Below are 21,268 nucleotides of genomic sequence, written 5' to 3' on the forward strand. Positions count from 1 at the left end.
CCGGCTCCGCTCAGCCGCCGCTGGACGAGCGCACCCGCAGTCGTGGAAGGACGAAGAGCCGGTGCCGCGGAGCGTCCGGCTGCTCGATCCTGCGCACCAGCAACTCCACGGCGGACGCGCCGACTTCGTGCTTCGCCGGCGCGATGGCACTGAGCGGGATGTCGGCGAGTCCCGCCACCTCGTCGTCGTACGCCACGATCGCGACGTCGCCGGGGACCTGGACGGATCGCGCGCGCAGCCTCCTCAGCAGCGCGAGCGCGTGGTTGTCGGGGTGGGCGACGACCGCGTCGACACGGCCGGCCGCCACGGCGTCCAGCAGCTCGTCGACCGGGTCGTCGTACTCCGGGCTCCCGGGGCCCGCGTCACCGGTGTCCAGGACGGACGCCGGAAGAGGGGCTTCGAGCCCGGCCGCGCGTACGCCCGCCTCGAAGCCCTCGATGATCCACTGTGCGGTCGGACTCGTGCCGCGTACGAGCAGCGCGAGGCGCGTGCGGCCGGCCTCCGCGAGGTGCCGCACGGCCAGGCGCGCGCCGTGGACGTGGTCGGACACGACGTGGTCGATGCCGGCCATCTCGTCCGACTCGGGCCGGCGCTCCACGATCACGACGGGGACGGGCAGGTGCTCGTACCAGCCGCGCGGCCCGGTCGGAACGACAAGCAGCCCGTCGACGCCGTCGCCGATCATCCTTTCGGCCTGCGCGCGTTCCTCGTCCGCGTCGTACCCCGAGATGTCGAGCACCAGCCGGGCGTTCCGGGCGGCGGCGGCCTCACGCGCGCCCTTGATCACCTCGGGGTAGTAGTAGTCGGCGGACGGCACGATCAGGCCGATGACGCGCTCCCGGCCGCGGGCCGGTGCGGCGGGGTCCGCGTCGGCGGGTGCGGTCTCCGCCCAGGTCTCGGGCAGCATGGCGCCGCCGTGCACCCGGGCGACCAGGCCGCGGTCGGCGAGGATCTCCACGTCGCGGCGGATCGTGACCGGGGAGACCCCCAGCTCGGCGGCGAAGTCGCTGACCCGGAGGGAGCCCTCTTCGCGCAGCCTGCGCAGGATCGCCTGATGCCTGTGTTCCGCGTGCACTTCCCCGCTCCCCTCGAACGACGGCCCAGTTCAGGAGCAGTGTAGCCACCGACTGCCGACCTTGCGATCGATTCTGTCTGTTCTCTATCGAATGGACAATCGATGGCGGTTCCTGTCCAAAGCGTTGCCCTCTTGCTTTTCTGCGTGTTAAAAACCCCCACGCTTACGAGCCAGCGACAGCGCCGAGGCAACGACGCGCTCCTCCCGTAAAGGTCGTCTCCCATGCCATCTCCCTGGCCTCGCCGCACCTTCCTGCACGCCGCCGGCGGGGGCGCGCTCGCCCTCGGACTCACCGGGACGCTCGCGCACCCGTCCGGCGCCTCCGAAGTCCCCGGGGACGCGGGGACGTTCACCGCCACGTCCGACGCGGAGTTCGCCACGCTGCGCGGCACGTGGCGCGACCTCATCCTCGGTACGGGCTTCAGCCCGACGGCGGAACCGTTCCGGACCATCCTCAGCACCCTCGGCACGACCGCGGCCGGCTACCTGGCGACCATGGCCCCCGCGAGCGGTTCGCTCTGGCCCGGCCGCTCCTGGGCCGACCCGGAGCCCGACCTCGACGCCGAGTCGTACGCCTTCTCGGCGACCATGAACGACGGTTACAACCGGCTGCGGACCATGGCCGAGGCGTACTCCCAGCCGGGCACCGGACTGACCGGGGACACCGGACTCCGGGACGCCGTCCTCACCGGCCTCGACCACCTCTACTCCGAGGTCTACAACGAGCACACGACGCGGTACGGCAACTGGTACAACTGGCAGATCGGCGCCCCTCAGGCGCTGATGGACACCTGCGTGCTGATGTACGACCACCTGTCGGCGAGCCGGATCGCCGACTACTGCCGGGCCGTCGACGCGTTCGTGCCGGATTCGGTCTTCGCCTCGTACACCGGGACCAGCACCGGCGCCAACCGGGTCGACCTGTGCCGCGGAGTCGTCCTGCGCGGCATCGTCGGCAAGGACCCGGCCAAGATCACGCTGGCGTCGCAGGCACTGGCCCCGGTCTTCCCCTACGTCACCTCGGGCGACGGCTTCTACGACGACGGATCGTTCGTCCAGCACCGCAACGTCCCCTACATCGGGGGCTACGGCGCGGTGCTGCACGACGGCGTGGGCCGGCTGCTCGCCCTGCTGCGCGGATCGAGCTGGGAGGTGACGGGCCCGGGCACGCAGCTCTTCCTCGACACGATCGAGAAGGCCGTCGCGCCCTTCATCCACAACGGCCTGATCATGGACAACGTCAGCAGTCGGGGCATCAGCCGCATCGGCACCAACGAGCACCAGCGCGCCCACGGCCTGATGGCGACCATCCTGCTGGTCGGCCAGGGGGCGAGCCCCGAGGAGAACGCCCGCTGGCGGGCGATGGTCAAGGGCTGGCTGCAGCGCGACTACTACTACCCCGCGCTCAAGAACCCCGGCCTCAGCCTGATCAGGGCATCGCTGCTGCAGGCGCTGCAGGACGACACCTCCGTCAAGGCCGCCCCCGAGCCCGTCGAGCACCGGCTGTTCCCCAACATGGCCCGGGCCACGCACCGGCGCCGCGACTGGGCGGCCTCCTTCTCCATGGCCTCGAACCGCATCGCCCACTACGAGTTCGGCAACGGCGAGCACGCCCGCGGCTACCACACCGGCGCCGGATGGCTCTCCTGGTGGGGCGGCGACTTCGGTCTCGAGCAGTACTCGGACGCGTACTGGCCCACCGTCGACCCGTACCGCCTGCCCGGCATCACCGCCTCGCGCAAGCCGCTCGCCGACGGCGAGGGCGGCAACTGGGGGCAGCCCATGCCGGACGCGGCCTGGGTCGGCGGCACGACCGACGGCGAGTACGCCGCCATCGGCCAGCACCTCAAGGGGCTGTCCAGCACCCTGGACGCCAAGAAGTCCTGGTTCTGCCTCGACGACTCCGTCGTCTGCCTCGGCGCCGGCATCACCGCCACGGACGGCCATGCCGTCGAGACGACCGTCGACAACCGTGCCCTCGGCGCCACGGGCGCCCCGGTGCTCACGGTCGACGGCCGGCCGCAGCCCCTGACCCAGGGCTGGACGGCCACCTTCGGCGACGCCGAGTGGGCCCACATCGCCGGGCATGCGGGCTATGTCTTCCCCGGCGGCGCCAAGCTCGGCGCGGTACGCGAGGAACGCACCGGCTCCTGGCGGGACATCAACACCGGCGGCTCCCCCGACCCGATCACCCGCCGCTACCTGACCCTCTTCACCGACCACGGCGTCGACCCGGCCGGCGGCGGCTACGCCTATGTCCTGCTGCCGGGAGCGAGTGCCAGGGCCACCGCCCACCGCGCCCACGACCGGGGCCGGCTGCGCATCCTCGCCAACTCGGGTGCGCAGCAGGGCGTTCGCGTGCCGAAGCTGGGCCTCACCGCGGTGAACTTCTGGAGCGCGGGCACCGTCGAGAGGCTCCGGGCGAGCGCCCCCGCCTCCGTGCTCGTACGGGAGCACCGCAACGGCACGGCGACCCTCGTCGTCTCGGACCCCGCACGGCAGGCCACCTCGCTGGACATCGTCTGGAACCGCAGGGTGACCAAGGTGCTCTCCAAGCCCGCCACGGTCACCGCCGCCACGACCGGCTCCTCGCTGAGGCTCGCCTTCGGCGACCTCACCGGGCAGGCCGGCGCACCCCAGAAGGTCACCGTCCGCCTCGGCTGATCCCGTGACCGGAGGCGCGCGCCCGGGGCGTGAACACCCCCAACGCCGCTCGGACGCGCGCCTCTTGCGGACTCTGCTCTCCCCTCAGGAGGAATTCATGCATCACCACGACACCGGAGACTCCCCCCGCGTCTCCCGCTCGTCCACCCGTCGCTCCCCCGCCGATCGGCAGGCGCCGCGCCGCCGGCGCACGTGGCTGCCGGCCGCCACGGCACTCGCCGCGGCACTCCCGCTCGCCCTGGCGACCCCCGCGCACGCCGCGGTCGAGTGGGACGGCGACGCGGACAACGGCGGCACCGCCGTGTTCGACGCGGTCCTCTGCGACTCCCCGTCGTACGTCTACCAGCCGGACTGGAGCGACGGCCGCGGGAAGATCTTCGGCTTCACCAAGGCGGTGGGGTCCGAGCGGTGCGAGGGACACGGCATCGCGGGCCACACCCTCGCATCCGGCCGGACGTACTGGTTCGGCTGGGAGTCCATGACCAAGACCGGCAACACCCAGACCGTCTTCCAGTGGAAGTCGTGGGGCACCGGCGCCGAGCACGACCAGAACTACCCGGTGATCATGAAGGTCGAGGACGGCCGTCTGAAGATCTGGTACGTCGCCCCGGGCGAGCAGTGGATACCCATCGGCAACGTCGCCTGGACTCCCGGCACTTGGAACAAGGTCGAGCTGGGCATCGACGCCCGGGCCACCACGAGCGGTTCCGTACTCCTCTATGTGAACGACCAGTTGGTCGCGGACCACCGGAACGCGCGGACCTGGGACCTCAAGGGCAACGCCCCCCGCTGGGGCTCGTACGGCTCCACCATCGTCGGTGTCGAGTCGGTCCACTGGATCGACGGCCTGAGGATGGGCACGACACGGGCCGACGTCGACTGAAACATCCGAGCGGGGGGCGCTCGGTATCAACAGCAGTCAGGACGGGGGCACTTCGGCGCGAACAGGCTAAAGAACAAGCCAAGCATGCCTCGGCCGACACCTCCGGATCGGCTCGGAATCGGCGGTGCCGGCAGCCTACGGAAATCCCGTCGTCACAGGTCACCCGGCATGTCTCCGTCGTCAACACGGCCGCGGGCCGTCACCCTTCGGTGACTCCACCTTCAAAGGTTCAGCACAAATTGCATACATCCCCTCTCCAGACGGGTCCCGATGCTCTAGATTGACCATGCTTCACAGCTCGGACACCAGGCGACAAATCATGATCTTTCGATCCAGCGTCGGGGACGGCCTTCAACGCCGTCCCCGGTCGCCTGAATGAGCGTGTTCACGTAACGCTGCAACACCGGTACGTCATGCGCGGGGTGGGCGGGGGCCCATCCCGGTGAGAGGAACAGCGCGGCGCGGGAGGCGGGGGCCTCCCGAGGGGAGGAGCGGCGCGGGGGGCGGGGGCGCCTCCCGGGGGGAGGAACCGTGTGGAGCCAACACGTCGAGCCCACTGACGCCCTGGGGGGGTCTGTGCAGCAGGGTGAGTTAGTCAGTCCATTTCCATCGGCGCACGAGCGCCTGGAGAACGGGCCGATCAGCAGGACCACGATCGACTGGGAGCAGCGGTACCGCCGGGCCGTGATCACCAGTGACACCGTGGCCACCGCCTTCGTGGTGGCGGCGATCGGTGGCTTCTTCGGGGTCCGGGACGCGGCCAACTGGCACGAGAAGTGGAGGATCCTGGCCTTCGCCACCGAACTGCTCGTGCTCGCGGCGCTCGCGGTGAGCCGGTCCTGGTCTCCGGCCGTACTCGGCCAGGGCGCCGAGGAGTTCCGCCGGCTCGGACGCTCGCTGTGCACGGCGGCCGTCGTGCTGGCACTGGTCGGGATCGCGCTGACCTCGCGCAACATCAAGCTCTGGATCTTCGTCGCGATACCGGTGATCGCGCTCGTCACCATGACCGAGCGCTATCTGCTCCGCCTCTGGCTGCACAAACAAAGGAAAGAAGGACGGTGTCTGCGCCCGGTGCTCGCCGCCGGGAGCCCGGCCACCGTGCGCGATCTGATCACCCGGACCCGCAAGTTCCCGCACCTCGGCTGGCGTGTGGAGGCGGTGTGCACGGCGGACAGTCCCGGGCTCGACGTCGACCAGGTGGACGGGGTGCCGGTCGTCGGTGAACTGGCCGACGTCGCGGGCCATGTGCGCCGCGACGGCTACCGTGTCGTCGCGGTCACACCCGACCCGCACTGGTCGCCGGACCGGCTGCAGCGGCTGGCCTGGAACCTCGAGGGCAGCGACGCCGAGATGGTCGTGGCCCCCGTGCTCATGGAGGTGGCCGGTCCGCGGCTGCACGTCGACGCGGTGCTCGGCATCCCGCTGCTGCGGGTCAGCATGCCGACCTTCACCGGCGGTCGTCGGGCGGTCAAGGAGGTCGTCGACCGGATGGGCGCGGCGGTCCTGCTGATGCTGTTCGCGCCCCTGATGCTGCTGGTCGCGCTGTTCGTGCTGGTGGACAGCAGGGGCGGAGCGGTCTACCGCCAGCGCAGGGTCGGCAAGGACGGCCGCGAGTTCACCATTCTCAAGTTCCGCACCATGGTGGTCGGGGCCGACGCGGCGCGCGCCGAACTGGCCCACCGCAACGAGGGCGCCGGCCTGCTGTTCAAGCTCCGCCGCGATCCGCGGGTGACCCGGGTGGGAACGGTGCTGCGCCGGTACTCGCTCGACGAACTGCCGCAGCTCTTCAACGTGCTCACCGGCTCCATGTCGCTGGTCGGCCCGCGGCCTCCGCTGCCGGAGGAGTCCGCCGCGTACGGCCCGGACATCCGGCGGCGGCTCCTCGTGAAGCCCGGGCTCACCGGCCTGTGGCAGATCAGCGGACGCAGCGACCTGTCGTGGGAGGAGGCGGTCCGGCTGGATCTTCGGTACGTGGAGGACTGGTCGCTCGCCCTGGACACGGTGATCTTGTGGAAGACGTTGCGTGCGGTGATCCATGGCAAGGGGGCCTACTGATGCGCGGGGGGCGTCGTCCGGTCGGCTCGGGGACGGCAGGCCACAAGGGCCTGCCCAGGGGGAGGAACAGGGCATGAGAGTCAGCGTTTTCGGGCTCGGCTACGTGGGCTGCGTGTCGGCCGCGTGCCTGGCCAGCCTCGGTCACGAGGTCATCGGAGTGGACGTGAACCAGGTGAAGGTCGACCTGGTCAACGACGGCAAGGCCCCGGTGGTCGAGGAGCGGATCGGCGAGCTCATCGCCGACGTCGTGCGGGCCGGTACGTTACGCGCCACCCGGGACGTCCGCGAGGCGATCATGAACAGCGATGTGTCGCTGGTCTGCGTGGGCACGCCGTCGGAGCCCAACGGCAGCCTGTGCACCACGTACCTGGAGCGGGTCACCGAGGAGATCGGTGCCGCGGTGGCCGAGCGGGGCGGACGGCAGACCGTCGTGTTCCGCAGCACCATGCTGCCGGGCACCTGCCTGAACCTGCTGGTGCCGATCCTGGAGAAGTTCGCCGGCGGCACGGCCGGGGTGGACTTCGGGGTCGCGGTCAACCCGGAGTTCCTGCGCGAGGGCACGAGCGTGCGGGACTTCTTCGACCCGCCCAAGACCGTCATCGGCGAGCTCGACCCGGAGAGCGGCGACGTCGTGGCGGCGCTGTACGACGGACTGCCCGGCGAGGTGTTCCGGGTACCGGTCCCGACGGCCGAGGCGATCAAGTACGCGGACAACGCGTTCCACGGCCTCAAGATCGGCTTCGCGAACGAACTGGGCGCCGTGTGCCAGGCGCTCGGGGTGGACTCGCACCAGGTGATGGACGTGTTCCTGGCCGACCGCAAGCTGAACATCAGCCCCGCCTACCTGCGGCCCGGCTTCGCGTTCGGTGGCTCCTGCCTGCCCAAGGACCTGCGCAGCCTGGTCCACGCGGCGCGGCGGCACGACGTCTCGGTGCCGATCCTCGCCCATGTGCTGCCCTCCAACGCCGACCATCTGCAGCGCGCGGTGGAGCTGGTCGAGCGCACCGGCAAGCGCCGGGTGGGCATGTTCGGTCTCTCCTTCAAACCCGGCACGGACGACCTCCGCGAGAGCCCGCTCGTCGAGTTGGCGGAGCGGCTCTTCGGCAAGGGGTACGACCTGCGGATCTACGACCCCAACGTGAACCTCTCCCGGCTGCTCGGCGCGAACCGCGAGTACATCGAGACCCGGCTGCCGCACCTCGCGCAGCTGCTCGCGGACTCCGTCGACGAGGTGCTCGACCATGCCGAGGTGTGCCTGGTCGGGACCGGGGATCCGGCCGTACTGGCGGCGCTGCCCCATGGCGACGGCCCGGTGATCGTCGATCTCATCCACCTTCCCGACGCCGACGCGCGCCGGGCCGAACCGGGGTACGTGGGCCTTGCTTGGTGACATGACCGGGGGCGACGGGCCGGCTCGGCGCGCGCTCGTCCTGGTGGAGAACCTGTCGGTGCCGTTCGACCGGCGGGTGTGGCAGGAGTGCACGACCCTGCGCGACGCGGGCTGGGAGGTGCACGTCATCTGCCCCCGCGGTGAGAAGCGGGACACGGAACCGGAGGCGGTGATCGACGGGGTGCGGATCCACCGCTACCCCTTGCGCGCCGCCACCGGCGGTCCGGCCGGCTATCTGCGGGAGTACGGGACGGCGTTGTGGCACACGCTCCGGCTGGCCCGCGAGGTCGGCCCGGTCGACGTGGTCCACGCCTGCAACCCGCCGGACCTGCTGTTCCTGCCGGCCCGGTGGCTGAAGCGGCGCGGGGCGCGGTTCGTCTTCGACCAGCACGACCTGGTGCCCGAGCTGTACCTCTCCCGGTTCGACCGCGGCGAGGACCTGCTCTACCGCGCCGTGTGCGCGCTGGAACGGATGACCTACCGGGCCGCGGACGTCGTGCTCGCCACGAACGAGAGCTACCGGGACGTCGCGCTGCGCCGTGGCGGCCGGAGGCCCGAGGACGTCTTCGTGGTGCGCAGCGCGCCCGACATCGACCGGTTCCACCCGGTGCCGCCCGAGCCGGAACTGAAGCGCGGCAAGCCTCATCTGCTGTGCTACCTCGGTGTCATGGGGCCGCAGGACGGCGTCGACTACGCCCTGCGGGCCCTCGCGAAGCTGCGCGACGAGCTCGGGCGGACCGACTGGCACGCGGTGTTCGTCGGCGCCGGCGACGCCTTCGACGCGATGGTCGAGCTGTCCCGGCAGCTCGGGCTCTCGGATCAGGTGCAGTTCACCGGCCGCATCCCGGACGCCGACCTGGTGCGCTACCTGTCCACCGCGGACGTGTGCCTCTCGCCCGATCCCCGCAATCCGCTCAATGACGTGTCGACCATGAACAAGGTCCTCGAGTACATGGTGATGGGCCGGCCGATCGTCTCGTTCGACCTCCGGGAGGCGCGGGTCTCCGCCGGCGATGCCGCCGTGTACGCGCCCGCCAACGACGAGGGCGCGTTCGCCGGGCTCGTCGCCCGGCTCCTCGACGATCCGGAGGAGCGCGCCCGGATGGGCAAGATCGGCCAGGAACGCATCAGCGGGCAGCTCGCCTGGCGGCACTCGCAGCAGTCGCTGCTGGCCGCCTACGCCGCCGCCTGCCGTGATCACGCCCCCGTGTCGGTGAACGGCCCGGTCCGGACGGGGAGAAGGCCGCGCCGTTGAGCGATGACACCATACGTCTGGTCACGATCGGACGGATCTTCCGTCGGCGTGGGCGGCTTCTCACCATCCTGGCCGTGGTGGGCGCGCTCGTCGGCTACGGCACCTCCCTGCTGATTCCGCCGCGCTACACGACGTCGGCATCGGTGCTGCTGCCCGGGGCGTGGGAGGAGCGCGAGCTGCTGACCCAGGCGGAGATCGCGACCAGTTCGGTGGTGGTCGACCGGGCGGCCGCCGCCCTCGGCTGGGCCGGGGTCGACGGCATCGAGCTGCGGGACCGGGTGAGCGCCAAGGCCGCCGACGGGAACATCATCAAGATCTCGGGCACGGCCGACACCCCGGAGCGCGCACAGCGCCTGTCCGACACGGTCGCCCAGCAGTTCGTCACCTTCGCCGCACAGATCATGGGCGAGAACACCGACCCCGAGGCGGCTGCGCAGCCCGAGGCACTGCGGCAGTTGGTGGTGAAGACCACCCGCCGCATCAACGAACTGGCCGACGAGGCCGGTCCGGGGCAGAGCGTGGAGAGCGTGCAGACCCGTACCGAGCTCGCGAAGCTGCGCACCGCTCTGCAGGAGGCCGTGGACAAGCTGGACAAGGCCGACCCGGAGACCGACCGGCCAGACATGGTCGTCATGGGCCCGGCGGCCCGGCCGGCCGGCGAGGCGCCGCCGACGAGGACGCAGCTCGTCGCCGGCGGAGCGCTGCTGTTCGTGCTGTTCGCCGTCATCGGTCATCTCGCCGCCGCGCGGGTGGGTCGCCGGCCGCGCACCGGGGCGGACATCACCGCGGTACTGGGCTCGACGCTGCTCGGCGCCGTCGACGTACCGGGTGAGCGGGCCGCGGACCGGCCGAAGGGCGGTGGCCCCCGGGCCCTGTTCCGCCGGCTGCTCGGCGTCGACGTCCGCTGGGACATACCGTCCCCGGGGGCCTCCGGCGACGACGAGAGCAGGCTGATCCGCTACCGGCGGGTGTGCGCCCGCCTCCGGGACCGGCTGCCGGCCCCCCGGCGACTGCTTGTCGTCGTCCCGGAGGGCGACGAGACCGCCCGCCGGGCCGCCGTGCAGCTCGTCGCCGAGGCCGGGAACGACTCCTCCCCGGACGCTTCGAGCAGCGGACTCCTCGTGCTGCACGTCGTGGAGGTCCCGGTGTCCCGGCCGATGGTGCCGGACCGCGCGGGCGAGTCCGGTGCCCTGATCGTGGTCAGTGCGGGCAGCTGGACCGCGGGGGAACTCGCCGGGATCGCCGAGGCGTGTGCCGACGCCGGGCACGAGGTCGTCGGCACCGTCCTGGCCGGCACGGTCTGGGCCCGTCCGACCCGTTCCTCCGGCCGCTCTCGCCGTGCCACCACGCCGGTGCTCGTGGGCGTCGGCGACCCGGCGGGGGGTGAGAAGTGACGACGCGTACGACGCCGGAGTCGTCGGCCACCGCTCCCCTGCTCGACCTCCAGGTCCTCGTGGTGGCGGTCCGCAGGCGACGCCGCCTCTGGGGCTCCCTGGCCCTCGTCGGACTGCTCCTCGGCGTGGCCATGGCCGTGCTGCTGCCACCACCGCCGAGCGCGACGACCAAACTCCTGGTCGCCCATCAGGAGGACCAGCCGAACGACCCCGGAACCCTGATCCGGACCGACGCGGCGCTGCTGCAGACCACCCGTATCGCCGACCAGGCATTGCGGTCCCTCGGCTCCCGGGAGAAGCCCGAGGAGTTCATGAAGGACTACGAGGGTGTCGGCCTGACCAACAACCTGCTGCGGATCGACGTGGCGGGTGACAGCGACGCGGAGGCCGTGGCCCGCGCCCAGGCGCTCGCCGACGCGTTCGTCGCCGACCATGTCCGGCGGATAAGGGAAGCGGCGAACGCCGAGTCCAAGGCCCTGCTCGACCAGCGCGACCGGCTGCGGGCCGACCTCGCCCAGGTCGACAAGGCCATCGGAGAGGGATCGTCGGAGAGCGGGCCGAAGGTGTCGGCCGACATGGAGTCGCTCTTCGCCCGCCGGGCCGAACTCACCTCGCAGATATCCGACTTCGGCCGGCGTGCCGCGGAAGCGCGGATCGGCACGCCCCGGCTCGTCTCCGGCACGCAGATCGTGGACGCCCCGCGCGCGGTGCGGCACTCCCTGCCCAGGACCGCCGCCACCAACGCCGCGATCGGGCTTGCCCTGGGGCTCGCCCTCGGGCTCGCGGTGGCCGCGGTCGGCGCGGTGGTGGCGGACCGCCCCGTGCTGCGCCGTGAGATCGCGGCCGACCTGGGCGCCTCCGTCATCGCCGAACTGCCCCGCCGGTCGCCCCGGTTGTGGCAGCGCCGACGGGTCCTGGCGGCCCGGACGAGGCTCACCGCGTCCCTGGCACGCACCGTGCGCGGCTCCGCGGGACCGGTGTCCCTGCTGGAACTGGGCTCCGCGCGGGCCACCACCGGGATCGCCCTGGACCTCGCCGGCGCACTCGGGGCGGACGGGCCGGTGGCCGTCATCGACGGCCTGCCCGGCCTCCCGCTCACCCACCGCCGCCCGAAGCCGGGAGACCCCACCGTGGTCAGCGCCGAGGGGGCCGCGTCCGTCCCGCACCAGCAGCGCCGGCTCGGCGTCGGCTCGGTGGCACCCGGTACGGCGTGGACCGACCTCCAGCACCTCGGCACCCGGACGGTCCTCGTCGTACGCGCGGGGCACGGCAGCGCCGCATGGCTGCACACCGTGGCGCGGCACCTCTCGGACCAGCGCATCGAGGTGATCGGGGTGGTGCTGATCGACCCCGATTCGGGTGACCGGACCGACGGCACGCTGTGGGACGGGCCGTACGCCGCGCCACGCGGCGAGGGCGACCGGCCGGCCCGGCGCAACGGTGGGGGCACCTCCCACGCCGTTCCGGCAGTGGGGGAGGGCCGGCGACGGGCGGAGCGGCTGCCGATGTGGGCGGCACGGGTTCCGGACAGCGACGACCAGGGGGAGCGGTAGGACATGTGTGGCATCGCAGGCACGTACCGGTGGCCGGACGGGAAGGTCGTGACCGACCGGCTCACCGACACCCTCGCCCACCGCGGCCCGGACGGGGCGGGCCGGTACAGCCATCGCGCCGGTGACGGCGAGGTGCACCTCGGGCACCGCCGACTGGCGATCATGGACCTGTCGGAGAACGGCGCTCAGCCGATGGTCTCGGACGGCCTCGTCCTGACGTACAACGGCGAGCTGTACAACGCGCCCGAGCTGCGGGCCGAGCTGGCGGCCGGCGGGGTGCGCTTCCGCGGTACGTCCGACACGGAGGTGCTGCTCGAGTCGTGGCGGCGCTGGGGCACGGACTGCCTGCCCCGGCTGCGCGGCATGTTCGCGTTCGGGATCTTCGACGAGCGCACCGGGGAGCTGGTGCTCGTCCGCGACCAGCTCGGCATCAAGCCGCTCTTCCTGCTCCGGCGCGGAGAGGGGCTGGTGTTCGCCTCCGAGCTGAAGGCGCTGGCGACCGCCACCGGCGGATCACTGGAGGTGGACGACGCGGCACTGGTGGCCTCGCTGCTGTACTACTGGGTGCCGGACTCGCGGTGCGCGTACCGCGAGGCGGAGAAGCTGCCGCCGGGGAGCTGGCTCCGGTGCCGGCCCGACGGCCGGGTGGAGCGCGGCCGGTTCTGGCATCTGAGGGACGTCGCCGCCGAGGGCCGTGAGCGGGCCCTGAGCGGCGAGCTGCCGGACATCGCAGCCATTGTCGAGGAGTCGACCCGGCGCCATCTGCTCTCCGACGTGCCCGTGGCGACGTTCCTGTCCGGCGGTCTCGACTCCAGCTATCTGACCGCGCTCGCGGCCCGCGACCGGCCGGGGATCTCCGCCTACACGATCGGGTTCCGCGCCGAGGACGCCAAGTTCGAGGCGATGCCGGACGACCTGCGCTATGCGCGTCAGGTGGCCGAGCGCTTCGGCGTCGACCTGCACGAGATCGAGATCGCTCCGAACGTGCTCGATCTGCTGCCGCGGATGACGCACACCCTGGACGAGCCGATCGGCGACCCCGCCGCGATCAACACCTTCCTGATCTGCTCGGCCGCCCGGGAGGCCGGGGTCAAGGTGATGCTCTCGGGGATGGGCGCCGACGAGCTGTTCGCCGGCTACCGCAAGCACCTGGCCAACCTGATAGCGCTGCGCTACCAGCGCGTGCCGGGCCCGCTGCGGCGCGGTCTGTCCGCGGCGGTGGACCGGCTGCCGGTCGCCACGGCCCGCCGGGGCTACCGGTCGGTGCGCTTCGCGAAGCGGTTCCTCTCCTTCGCCGACCTGCCGGAGGAGACCGCGTTCCGGCGCAGCTACACCATGTACGACCAGGACGAGCTGCTCGCCCTGGTCAATCCGGACCTGGCCGGGACGGTCGGGGACGTGCTGACCGAGCACGCGGACGTCTACGAGGACAACGACCTCGACGACTTCGTCAACCGCATGTGCCTGGGCGACGCCCGGATGTTCCTGCCGGGCCTGAACCTCGCGTACACGGACCGGTCGAGCATGGCCGCGTCGACCGAGGTGCGGGTGCCGTACGTGGACGTCGAGGTGGTCAGGGCGGCGTTCGCCGTGCCCGGCGATCGCAAGATCGTCGGACGGCAGGGCAAGGCCGTCCTCAAGGAGGCGGCCACCTCGATCCTGCCCCGGGAGATCGTGTACCGGCCCAAGGGCCTGTTCAGCGCCCCGCTGCGCGCCTGGATGAGCCGGGATCTGGCACCGCTGGTGCGCGAGGTGGTGAACGACGGCGTGCTCGTGCGGAACGGCTTCCTGCGCCGCGACGCGCTGGCGCGCATGGTCGCCGAGGACGCGGCCGGGCAGCGGGACTTCTCCAAGCATCTCTGGCATGTGCTGACCCTCGAGTACTGGTATCGCGGCGCGACCTCCGGGTCCGGCCGGGATACGCACGAGAAGGCTTAGAAACAAGGGGACTTCGGTGAAACAGGTTGTACAGAACTACAAGACCGGCGAACTCGCGGTGCTCGACGTGCCGGTACCGGGGTGCAAGCCGGGCGGTGTGCTCGTCCGCACCTCCTACTCGCTGATATCGACCGGGACCGAGCTCATGAAGGTCTCCGAGGCCGGCATGTCGATGCTGGGCAAGGCCCGCTCCCGGCCGGACCAGGTGGCCAAGGTCATGCAGAGCGTGGCCACCAACGGGATTCCCGCCACCTACCAGAAGGTGATGGGCAAGCTCGACTCCTACACCCCGCTGGGCTATTCGCTGTGCGGGGTGGTCGAGCAGGTCGGCCCCGGCGTCGACGACGTGAAGGTCGGCGACGTCGTGGCCTGCGCAGGCAACGAGCACGCCCTGCACGCCGAGCTGAACTGGGTGCCGAAGAACCTCTACGCCAAGGTGCCGGACGGCCTCGCGCCGCGGCACGCGGCCTTCGGCACCGTCGGATCGATCGCGATGCAGGGTGTCCGGCAGGGCGAGCCGCAGCTCGGCGAGGTGGCACTCGTGATCGGTCTCGGACTGATCGGGCAGCTGGTCGTGCAGCTCCTCACCGCCTCGGGCGTCCGCGTCGTCGGGGCCGACCCCGACCCGGCGCGCTGCGAGCTCGCCGAGCGCCTGGGCGCCGTGGCCTGCGGCGATCCCGCGGCCACTGCGGTGGAGGCCGCCGTCGCCGAACTCACCGACGGTCACGGCGTGGACCAGGTGTACCTGGCCGCCGGCGGCGGCAGCAACCAGCCCGTCGAGCTGGCAGCCCGGCTGTGCCGGGACCGCGGCCGGGTCGTCGACATCGGCAAGTGCCGTCTGGACCTGCCGTGGAACGCGTACTACGAGAAGGAGCTGGACGTCCGGTTCTCCCGCTCGTACGGCCCCGGGCGCTACGACCCGGAGTACGAACTGGAGGGTCGGGACTACCCGATCGGCTACGTCCGGTGGACCGAGCGCCGCAACCTGGCGTGCTTCCTCGATCTCATGGCCCGCGGCCGTGTCGACGTGGAGCCCCTGGTGTCCCACGTCGCCGGCTTCGACGACGCGGTCGAGACGTACCGCCGGCTGAAGGACGGCGACCTGAAGGCCGTGGCCGTGCTGTTCCGGTACCCCGAGGAGAAGGGGGAGACACCGGCTCCGGCGGTGGCCGTGCCCGCGGTGCGACGCGGCGGCGCAGCTCCCGCCCCGGCCCGGCCGGCGAAGAGGCCGGTGCGCCTCGCGTTCGTCGGCGCGGGGAACTACGCGACGTCGATGCTGCTGCCGCATCTGGTCCGGCGCGACGGCGTCGAGCTGTCCACCGTCGTCACCACGACGGCGCTGTCCGCGGCCAACGCGCAGCGGAAGTTCGGCTTCGCCGAGGCGACCACCGATCTCGACGCCGTGCTCGGCGACACGTCCATCGACGCGGTGTTCGTCGTCACCCGGCACAGCTCGCACGCCGAACTGACCCGGAAGGCGCTCCTCGCCGGCAAGACGGTGTTCGTGGAGAAGCCCCTCGCCCTCTCCGAGGACGAGCTGGCCGGGGTCCTGGCGGCGGTGGAGGAGTCCGGCAACGACCGGCTGCAGGTCGGCTTCAACCGCCGGTTCGCGCCGCTGTTGCAGGAGGCCAGAACGCGGTTCGGCGTCCGGACCGGCCCGGCGAACCTCCGTTACCTGGTGAACGCGGGCCGGCTGCAGCACGGCAGCTGGTACCTGCAGCAGGGCACCGAGGGTTCGCGGTTCGCCGGCGAGGGCGGACACTTCATCGACACGGCGAGCTGGCTGCTCGGGGCCGACCCGGTCTCGGTGTACGCGGTCGCCACGTCCGGCAACGACGACCTGCAGGTCGTGCTGCGCTACCCGGACGGGTCCACCGCCACCATCAGCTACGTCACCACCGGGCCTTCGAGCTTCCCCAAGGAGACGCTGGACCTCGTCGCGGACGGCAAGGTGCTGCGGCTCGACGACTTCGTCCGCGCCTCGGTCTACGGAAGCAAGCGCTGGGTCAGCTCGCGGCTGCCGCAGGCCCGGGACAAGGGCCAGAACGCCGAGCTGGCGGCGTTCGTCAGGGCCGTGCGGACCGGCGGGCCGATGCCGGTGCCGCTGGAGTCGCTGGTCGCCACCACGGCGGCCACCCTCGCCGTGCGGGCCGGGCTGGCCGGCGGTGCGCCGGTGACCTTGGCGGCTGCTCGATGACCATGAGTGCGGGCTGGTACCTCCGGCGCCTGTCCCGGATGGGACCGCAGGAGGTCGGCGGCCGGGTGGGCGACACGGTGCGCAGGCGGCGCTGGCGGTCGGCGCTGCCGGACGCACCGAGCGTGACCGGCGCCCGGTTCACCGCCGTCCTGCCCGCCGGGACGCTCGCCGCGGTGCCGCCGGACGCCGCGAAGCGGCTCGTCGCCGAGGCGGACCGGCTGATGGCCGGGCACGCCGAGTACTTCGGGGTGCACCGCGACGACCTGACCGACCCGGACTGGTGGTACGACCCGAAGACCGGCCGCCGGGCTCCGTGGGGCTATGCCTTCGACGTGCCGTACCGGAAGGAGGAGACGGTCGGGGACATCAAGCAGATCTGGGAGCTGTCCCGGCACCAGTACCTCACCGTGCTCGCCGCCGCCTACGCGGTCACCGGGGACGAGCGGTACGCCGAGCGGGTGGCGAGGCATCTGCGGTTGTGGTGGGCGGCCAACGCGCCGCTGCGCGGGGTGCACTGGATCAGCGGCATCGAGCTGGGGATCCGGCTGCTGTCCTGGGTGTGGATCCGGCGGCTGCTCGACGGCTGGCCGGGCGCGGCCGCGCTGTTCGAGGACAACCCGGTGGCGCGGAAGCAGATCTGGCACCACCAGCGCTGGCTGGCCGCCTTCCCCAGCCGGGGGTCATCGGCGAACAACCACATCATCGCCGAGGCCGCCGGGCAGCTCGCCGCGGCCTGCGCGTTCGGGTGGTTCCCCTCGTCGGCGGGCTGGCGGGCCGACGCGATGCGGTCCCTCGACCGACATCTGCGGAGCAACACCTTCGGCTCCGGCCTCAACCGCGAGCTGGCCACCGAGTACCACGGGCTCGTGCTCGAACTCGGCCTGGCCGCGGTGGCCGAGGCGGATGCCGCGGGCGTGGCGGTTCCCGCCACGACCCGGCTGGTGCTGCTGCGGATGACCGACGCGCTCGCCGCCATCGTGGACGGCCGGTTACGGCCGCCGCGTCAGGGGGACGCGGACGACGGGCACGGTCTCATCGTGGACGGCGCGGGCACCGACCGCTGGGCCTCGCTGCTCGCCACCGGGGACGCCGTGTTCGGCCGGCTTGACTGGTGGCCGGAGGTGACCGGCACCGATGTGCGCACCCCGCTGCTCGCCGCGCTCGTCCGGCCGTACGCGAGGACGGGACCGGCGGTGACCCGCCCGGCGGACCGACCGGCCCACTTCGCCGACGCGGGCATGACGATCCTGCGCGGTCCCGAGGAGATCTGGTGCCGCTGCGACGGCGGCCCGCACGGGTTCCTGTCCATCGCCGCGCACGCCCACGCGGACGCGCTCTCCGTGGAGGTCCGGCACGACGGGGTCGACGTGCTCGCCGACCCGGGGACGTTCTGCTACCACGGGCAGCCCGAGTGGCGGCAGTACTTCCGGTCGACCCTCGGCCACAACACCCTGCAGTGGGACGGCGGTGACCAGTCCGTCTCGGGTGGCCCGTTCCTGTGGACCCGGCATGCCCGCACCCGTGTGCTGGTCGCGGACCCGTCCGTCGCCACCACCGGGGCAACGGCTCGCTGGTGTGCCGAGCACGACGGCTACCAGCGCTCCGTGCACCGCCGCCGGGTGGAGCTGACCGCCGCGAGCCGGGAGGTGCGCGTGGTCGACGAGGTCCGCGGCGACCCCGGGGCCGTACGCCTGGCGTTCCACCTGGGTCCGGCGATCTCCGCGGACCTGTCGGGAAGCCGGGCGATGCTCACCTGGACCCGGGACGGCGAGGACCGCTCGGCGGTGCTCGACCTGCCCGGGGAGCTGTCCTGGCAGGCGCACCGCGGGGAGACCAACCCGCCGCTGGGCTGGTACTCCGCCGGCTTCGGGCGCAAAGAGCCCGCCACCACGCTGGTCGGCACCGGCTTCGCCGACGGCGCGTCCGGGTTCACCACCGTGCTCGGGTTCCGCGGCTAGGGGGGCGCGTGGGGATCAGGGGGAGGTACGGGGTGTGGGCGGTGGCACCGCTGACGGCGGTCCTGCTGCTGGCGACCGGCTGCACGGGCACGCCGGACGCCCCGGCGAAGGCGACCGGTGGAACCGCCGGTTCCGGCACGTCCGGCACGTCCGACGCGTCCGCCTCCCCCCGGGTCTCCGGAACGTCCGAAGCCCCCGGAGCGCCCTCCGCCTCCCCGGCCCGGGTGTGCGACCGGCCCGCGGCCGGGCCGGTGAAGGCGCCGGCGGGCGCGGTGACGGTGGACCCCGCGGTCGTCGGCGACCTGGCCGCGAAGACCGAGAACAGCCCCCCGAACACCACGTTCTGGCTTCGACCGGGCAGGCACACGCTTGAGCCGGACCCGTATGCCCAGGTCATGGCCAAGAAGGGCAACCGCTACCTCGGCGCGCCGGGCGCGGTGCTCGACGGCCGGAAGATCAACCAGTACGCGTTCAGCGGCACCGCCCCCGACGTCACCATCCGCTACCTGACCGTGGAGCGTTTCATCGCGCCGCACGACGAGGGCGTGGTCAACCACGACATGGCCGACGGGTGGGTCATCGAGCACGCGACCGTCCAGGACAACTCCGGGGCCGGGCTGATGGCCGGTGCACGTCAGCGGGTCCGCGCCAGCTGTCTGCGGAACAACGGCCAGTACGGCATGAACGCGTACAAGACCGGTGACTCGATCCGCGGCCTGGTGGTCGAGGGCAACGAGATCACGGGCAACAACACCGACGACTGGGAGCGGCGGCAGCCGGGCTGCGGCTGCACCGGCGGCATCAAGTTCTGGGCCGTCGACGGCGCCGACGTACGCGGCAACTGGGTGCACCACAACCGCGGGACCGGGTTGTGGGCCGACAACAACAACAACGACTTCCGTATCGAGGACAACCTGCTCGAGTCCAACGACGGTGCCGCGCTGATGTACGAGACCAGCTACAACGCGGTCCTCCGCAACAACACGATCCGGCGGAACAACTGGGTCGAGGGCCGCGCGTACGCCAAGGACGGCGACGACTTCCCGTACGCGACCGTCTACGTGTCCGAGGCGGGCGGCGAACCACGGATCCCGGCCCGCACGGACAGGATCGAGATCTACGGGAACGTCCTGGAGAACAACTGGAACGGGATCACCCTGTGGGAGAACGCCGACCGGTTCTGCAACAGCCCGGCCAACACGTCGACCGGTTACTGCACCTTGCTGGTGAAGGACACCGGCCGCTGCGCGCGGCCGGCGATCGCCACCGCGCCGCTCCACGGCGACTGCCGGTGGAAGACGCAGCGGGTCGACATCCACGGCAACCGCTTCGTCCTCGACCCGTCCGTCGTCGGGTGCACGACGGAGTGCGGGCGCATGGCGGTGTTCGCCAACGAGGGCACCTCTCCGGACTGGTCGCCGTACAAGGGCAGGCAGGTCGCCGAGGCGATCACCCACGGGCAGCAGAACCGCTGGCACGGGAACGTCTACCGCGGGCCGTGGAGCTTCGTCGCCGGCGACGGGAGCAGGACGCTGGACTCCGGACAGTGGCAGGGTTCGCCGTACCGGCAGGACGCGGGCAGCAGTTTCAGCCCCCGGGCCGGTGGTTGAGATGGACGAGGACCTGAGCCGCGACCGGCTGCCGGGCGGAGCGGACACGGCGGGCACCCGACCCGCCGCCCTGCGCCCGGGCGGCACTCCGAAGGCCGTCGGGATCGTCTGGGCGCTGCTCGGCCTCAACACGCTCGGCTCCGCGGGGGCGAAGACCGTCGTCGCGATCCCCCGCTCCCTCATCCAGATGGCCACCATGGGTGCGCTGGTCGCGGCGTTCGCGCTGGCTCTGGCGCTCAATCCGCGGCTGCGCGTCCGGCCCAGCGCCTTCGTGTTCCTGCTCACGCTGCTGCTCGTGCCGAGCGTGATCGCCAGCGTGCAGCTGGAGGTCGGGTTCGGCGCGCTGTTCCGCTGTGCCCGGCTGGCTCTCTTCGTCGGCACGTTGTGGCTGCTCAGCCGCTGGTGGGACGGCAGCCTGACCTTCGTCCGGTACCACATCCGGATGTACTTCGCGGTCCTCGTCCTGGTGGCCGCGGGCCTGGCCGTCTCCCCCGCCACGGCCATGCCCGAGTACTACGGCGGGCGTCTGGTCGGCGCGTTGTGGCCGCTCACCCCGCCACAGATCGGGCAGTACGCCGCGGTGGTCATCGGGCTCGCCGTGCTGCTCCTGCTCGGCCGCCGGACCACCGGGGCCGGGGCCGCGGTGGTCATCGTGCCGTCCCTCGTCCTGCTCGCGATGACCCACACCCGGACGGCCACGCTCGGCCTGCTCATCGGTCTTGTGCTCGCGATCGGCTCGCTCGTCCTGACGAGCGGCGCCGCCCGCCGGTTCTTCGCCTGGGCGGTGCTGTGCGCCACGGTGGCCGCGGTGGTGTTCAGCTCCGCGCTGCGGGCGTGGTTCCTGCGTGGCCAGAGCCAGGAGAACTTCGCCAACCTGACCGGGCGGGCCAAGGTCTGGGACGCGCTTCTCTCGGCGCCCCGGACGACCGGGGAGAAGGTGTTCGGCACGGGCCTGGGCGACAAGTCGTTCGACGGGCTGCCGATCGACAACAGCTGGCTGGCCGTCTACGACGAGCAGGGGCTGGTCGGCGTCACCCTCGTGGCGGCGATCGTCATCGTGCTCGGCGGTGTCGCGTTGCTGCGGCCGCCGTCGCTGCCGAGGGCCTGCGCGATCTTCCTGATCGGCTACTGCGGGATCTCGTCGTACACCGAGGTGGGCCTCGGCGACGCCTCGGCGTATCTGCTCCATCTGGCCCTGGCCGCCTCGCTCCTCGCGGTCCCCGCCCCGGCCACGCCCCTCCCGACGCACGACATCCACCGACGACGTATCCCGCTCTGGGCCAGGAGGTGACCTGA

The 21,268-nt window shown here is 72.0% G+C and carries 13 protein-coding genes; 12 read left to right on the top strand and 1 reads right to left on the bottom strand.

Annotation, left to right across the window (positions count from 1 at the left end; translation table 11 throughout):
* Positions 1-10: 10 nt before the first annotated feature.
* Positions 11-1,075 (bottom strand): substrate-binding domain-containing protein, encoded by a 1,065-nt coding sequence (locus E0F75_RS37325; protein ID WP_229315428.1) that lies wholly within the window; start codon positions 1,073-1,075, stop codon positions 11-13.
* Positions 1,076-1,297: 222 nt separating this feature from the next.
* On the opposite strand from E0F75_RS37325, the gene E0F75_RS37330 reads away from it, so the two are divergent.
* The 12 genes from E0F75_RS37330 (at position 1,298) to E0F75_RS37385 (ending at position 21,263) form a co-directional block, all read left to right on the top strand.
* Positions 1,298-3,739 carry a polysaccharide lyase 8 family protein gene (locus E0F75_RS37330; protein WP_229315429.1) on the top strand — a complete coding sequence of 814 codons (2,442 nt, stop codon included), beginning with the start codon at positions 1,298-1,300 and terminating at the stop codon, positions 3,737-3,739.
* Between the two features lie 97 nt (positions 3,740-3,836).
* Complete coding sequence (locus E0F75_RS37335) at positions 3,837-4,622, top strand: heparin lyase I family protein (RefSeq protein ID WP_229315430.1); 786 nt, start codon at positions 3,837-3,839, stop codon at positions 4,620-4,622.
* Positions 4,623-5,198: 576 nt separating this feature from the next.
* Positions 5,199-6,677: a sugar transferase gene (locus tag E0F75_RS37340; protein WP_229315431.1), complete on the top strand. Its 1,479-nt coding sequence runs from the start codon at positions 5,199-5,201 to the stop codon at positions 6,675-6,677.
* A gap of 73 nt (positions 6,678-6,750) precedes the next feature.
* Positions 6,751-8,067, top strand: coding sequence for a nucleotide sugar dehydrogenase (locus E0F75_RS37345; RefSeq protein WP_229315432.1), 1,317 nt, complete (start codon positions 6,751-6,753; stop codon positions 8,065-8,067).
* A 1-nt stretch (position 8,068) separates the two neighbouring features.
* The gene (locus tag E0F75_RS37350; RefSeq protein WP_229315433.1) at positions 8,069-9,322 is read left to right on the top strand and encodes a glycosyltransferase family 4 protein; all 1,254 of its coding nucleotides are present in this window, start codon (positions 8,069-8,071) and stop codon (positions 9,320-9,322) included.
* Positions 9,319-10,716 carry a polysaccharide biosynthesis protein gene (locus tag E0F75_RS37355; RefSeq protein ID WP_229315434.1) on the top strand — a complete coding sequence of 466 codons (1,398 nt, stop codon included), beginning with the start codon at positions 9,319-9,321 and terminating at the stop codon, positions 10,714-10,716. The genes E0F75_RS37350 and E0F75_RS37355 overlap by 4 nt, the downstream gene beginning before the upstream one ends.
* Positions 10,713-12,269, top strand: coding sequence for a Wzz/FepE/Etk N-terminal domain-containing protein (locus E0F75_RS37360; RefSeq protein WP_229315435.1), 1,557 nt, complete (start codon positions 10,713-10,715; stop codon positions 12,267-12,269). The genes E0F75_RS37355 and E0F75_RS37360 overlap by 4 nt, the downstream gene beginning before the upstream one ends.
* 3 nt (positions 12,270-12,272) lie before the next feature.
* Positions 12,273-14,207 carry an asparagine synthase (glutamine-hydrolyzing) gene (gene asnB, locus E0F75_RS37365; protein WP_229315436.1) on the top strand — a complete coding sequence of 645 codons (1,935 nt, stop codon included), beginning with the start codon at positions 12,273-12,275 and terminating at the stop codon, positions 14,205-14,207.
* Between the two features lie 16 nt (positions 14,208-14,223).
* Positions 14,224-16,404, top strand: coding sequence for a bi-domain-containing oxidoreductase (locus E0F75_RS37370; RefSeq protein WP_229315437.1), 2,181 nt, complete (start codon positions 14,224-14,226; stop codon positions 16,402-16,404).
* Positions 16,401-18,362: an alginate lyase family protein gene (locus tag E0F75_RS37375; protein ID WP_229315438.1), complete on the top strand. Its 1,962-nt coding sequence runs from the start codon at positions 16,401-16,403 to the stop codon at positions 18,360-18,362. The genes E0F75_RS37370 and E0F75_RS37375 overlap by 4 nt, the downstream gene beginning before the upstream one ends.
* 8 nt (positions 18,363-18,370) lie before the next feature.
* The gene (locus E0F75_RS37380; RefSeq protein WP_229315439.1) at positions 18,371-19,972 is read left to right on the top strand and encodes a right-handed parallel beta-helix repeat-containing protein; all 1,602 of its coding nucleotides are present in this window, start codon (positions 18,371-18,373) and stop codon (positions 19,970-19,972) included.
* A gap of 1 nt (position 19,973) precedes the next feature.
* On the top strand, positions 19,974-21,263 hold the full coding sequence (locus tag E0F75_RS37385; RefSeq protein ID WP_229315440.1) for an O-antigen ligase domain-containing protein: 1,290 nt from the start codon (positions 19,974-19,976) through the stop codon (positions 21,261-21,263).
* The last annotated feature ends 5 nt before the right edge of the window (positions 21,264-21,268 follow it).

It is taken from the genome of Streptomyces sp. CB02980 (assembly GCF_014451325.2).
Classification (GTDB): Bacteria; Actinomycetota; Actinomycetes; order Streptomycetales; family Streptomycetaceae; genus Streptomyces.

Bases quoted from the DNA above. Each gene is read 5' to 3' on its own strand.
- E0F75_RS37385 (WP_229315440.1), top strand. From the start codon at position 19,974: ATGGACGAGGACCTGAGCCGCGACCGGCTGCCGGGCGGAGCGGACACG.
- E0F75_RS37345 (WP_229315432.1), top strand. From the start codon at position 6,751: ATGAGAGTCAGCGTTTTCGGGCTCGGCTACGTGGGCTGCGTGTCGGCC.
- E0F75_RS37350 (WP_229315433.1), top strand. From the start codon at position 8,069: ATGACCGGGGGCGACGGGCCGGCTCGGCGCGCGCTCGTCCTGGTGGAG.
- E0F75_RS37330 (WP_229315429.1), top strand. From the start codon at position 1,298: ATGCCATCTCCCTGGCCTCGCCGCACCTTCCTGCACGCCGCCGGCGGG.
- E0F75_RS37335 (WP_229315430.1), top strand. From the start codon at position 3,837: ATGCATCACCACGACACCGGAGACTCCCCCCGCGTCTCCCGCTCGTCC.
- E0F75_RS37375 (WP_229315438.1), top strand. From the start codon at position 16,401: ATGACCATGAGTGCGGGCTGGTACCTCCGGCGCCTGTCCCGGATGGGA.
- asnB (WP_229315436.1), top strand. From the start codon at position 12,273: ATGTGTGGCATCGCAGGCACGTACCGGTGGCCGGACGGGAAGGTCGTG.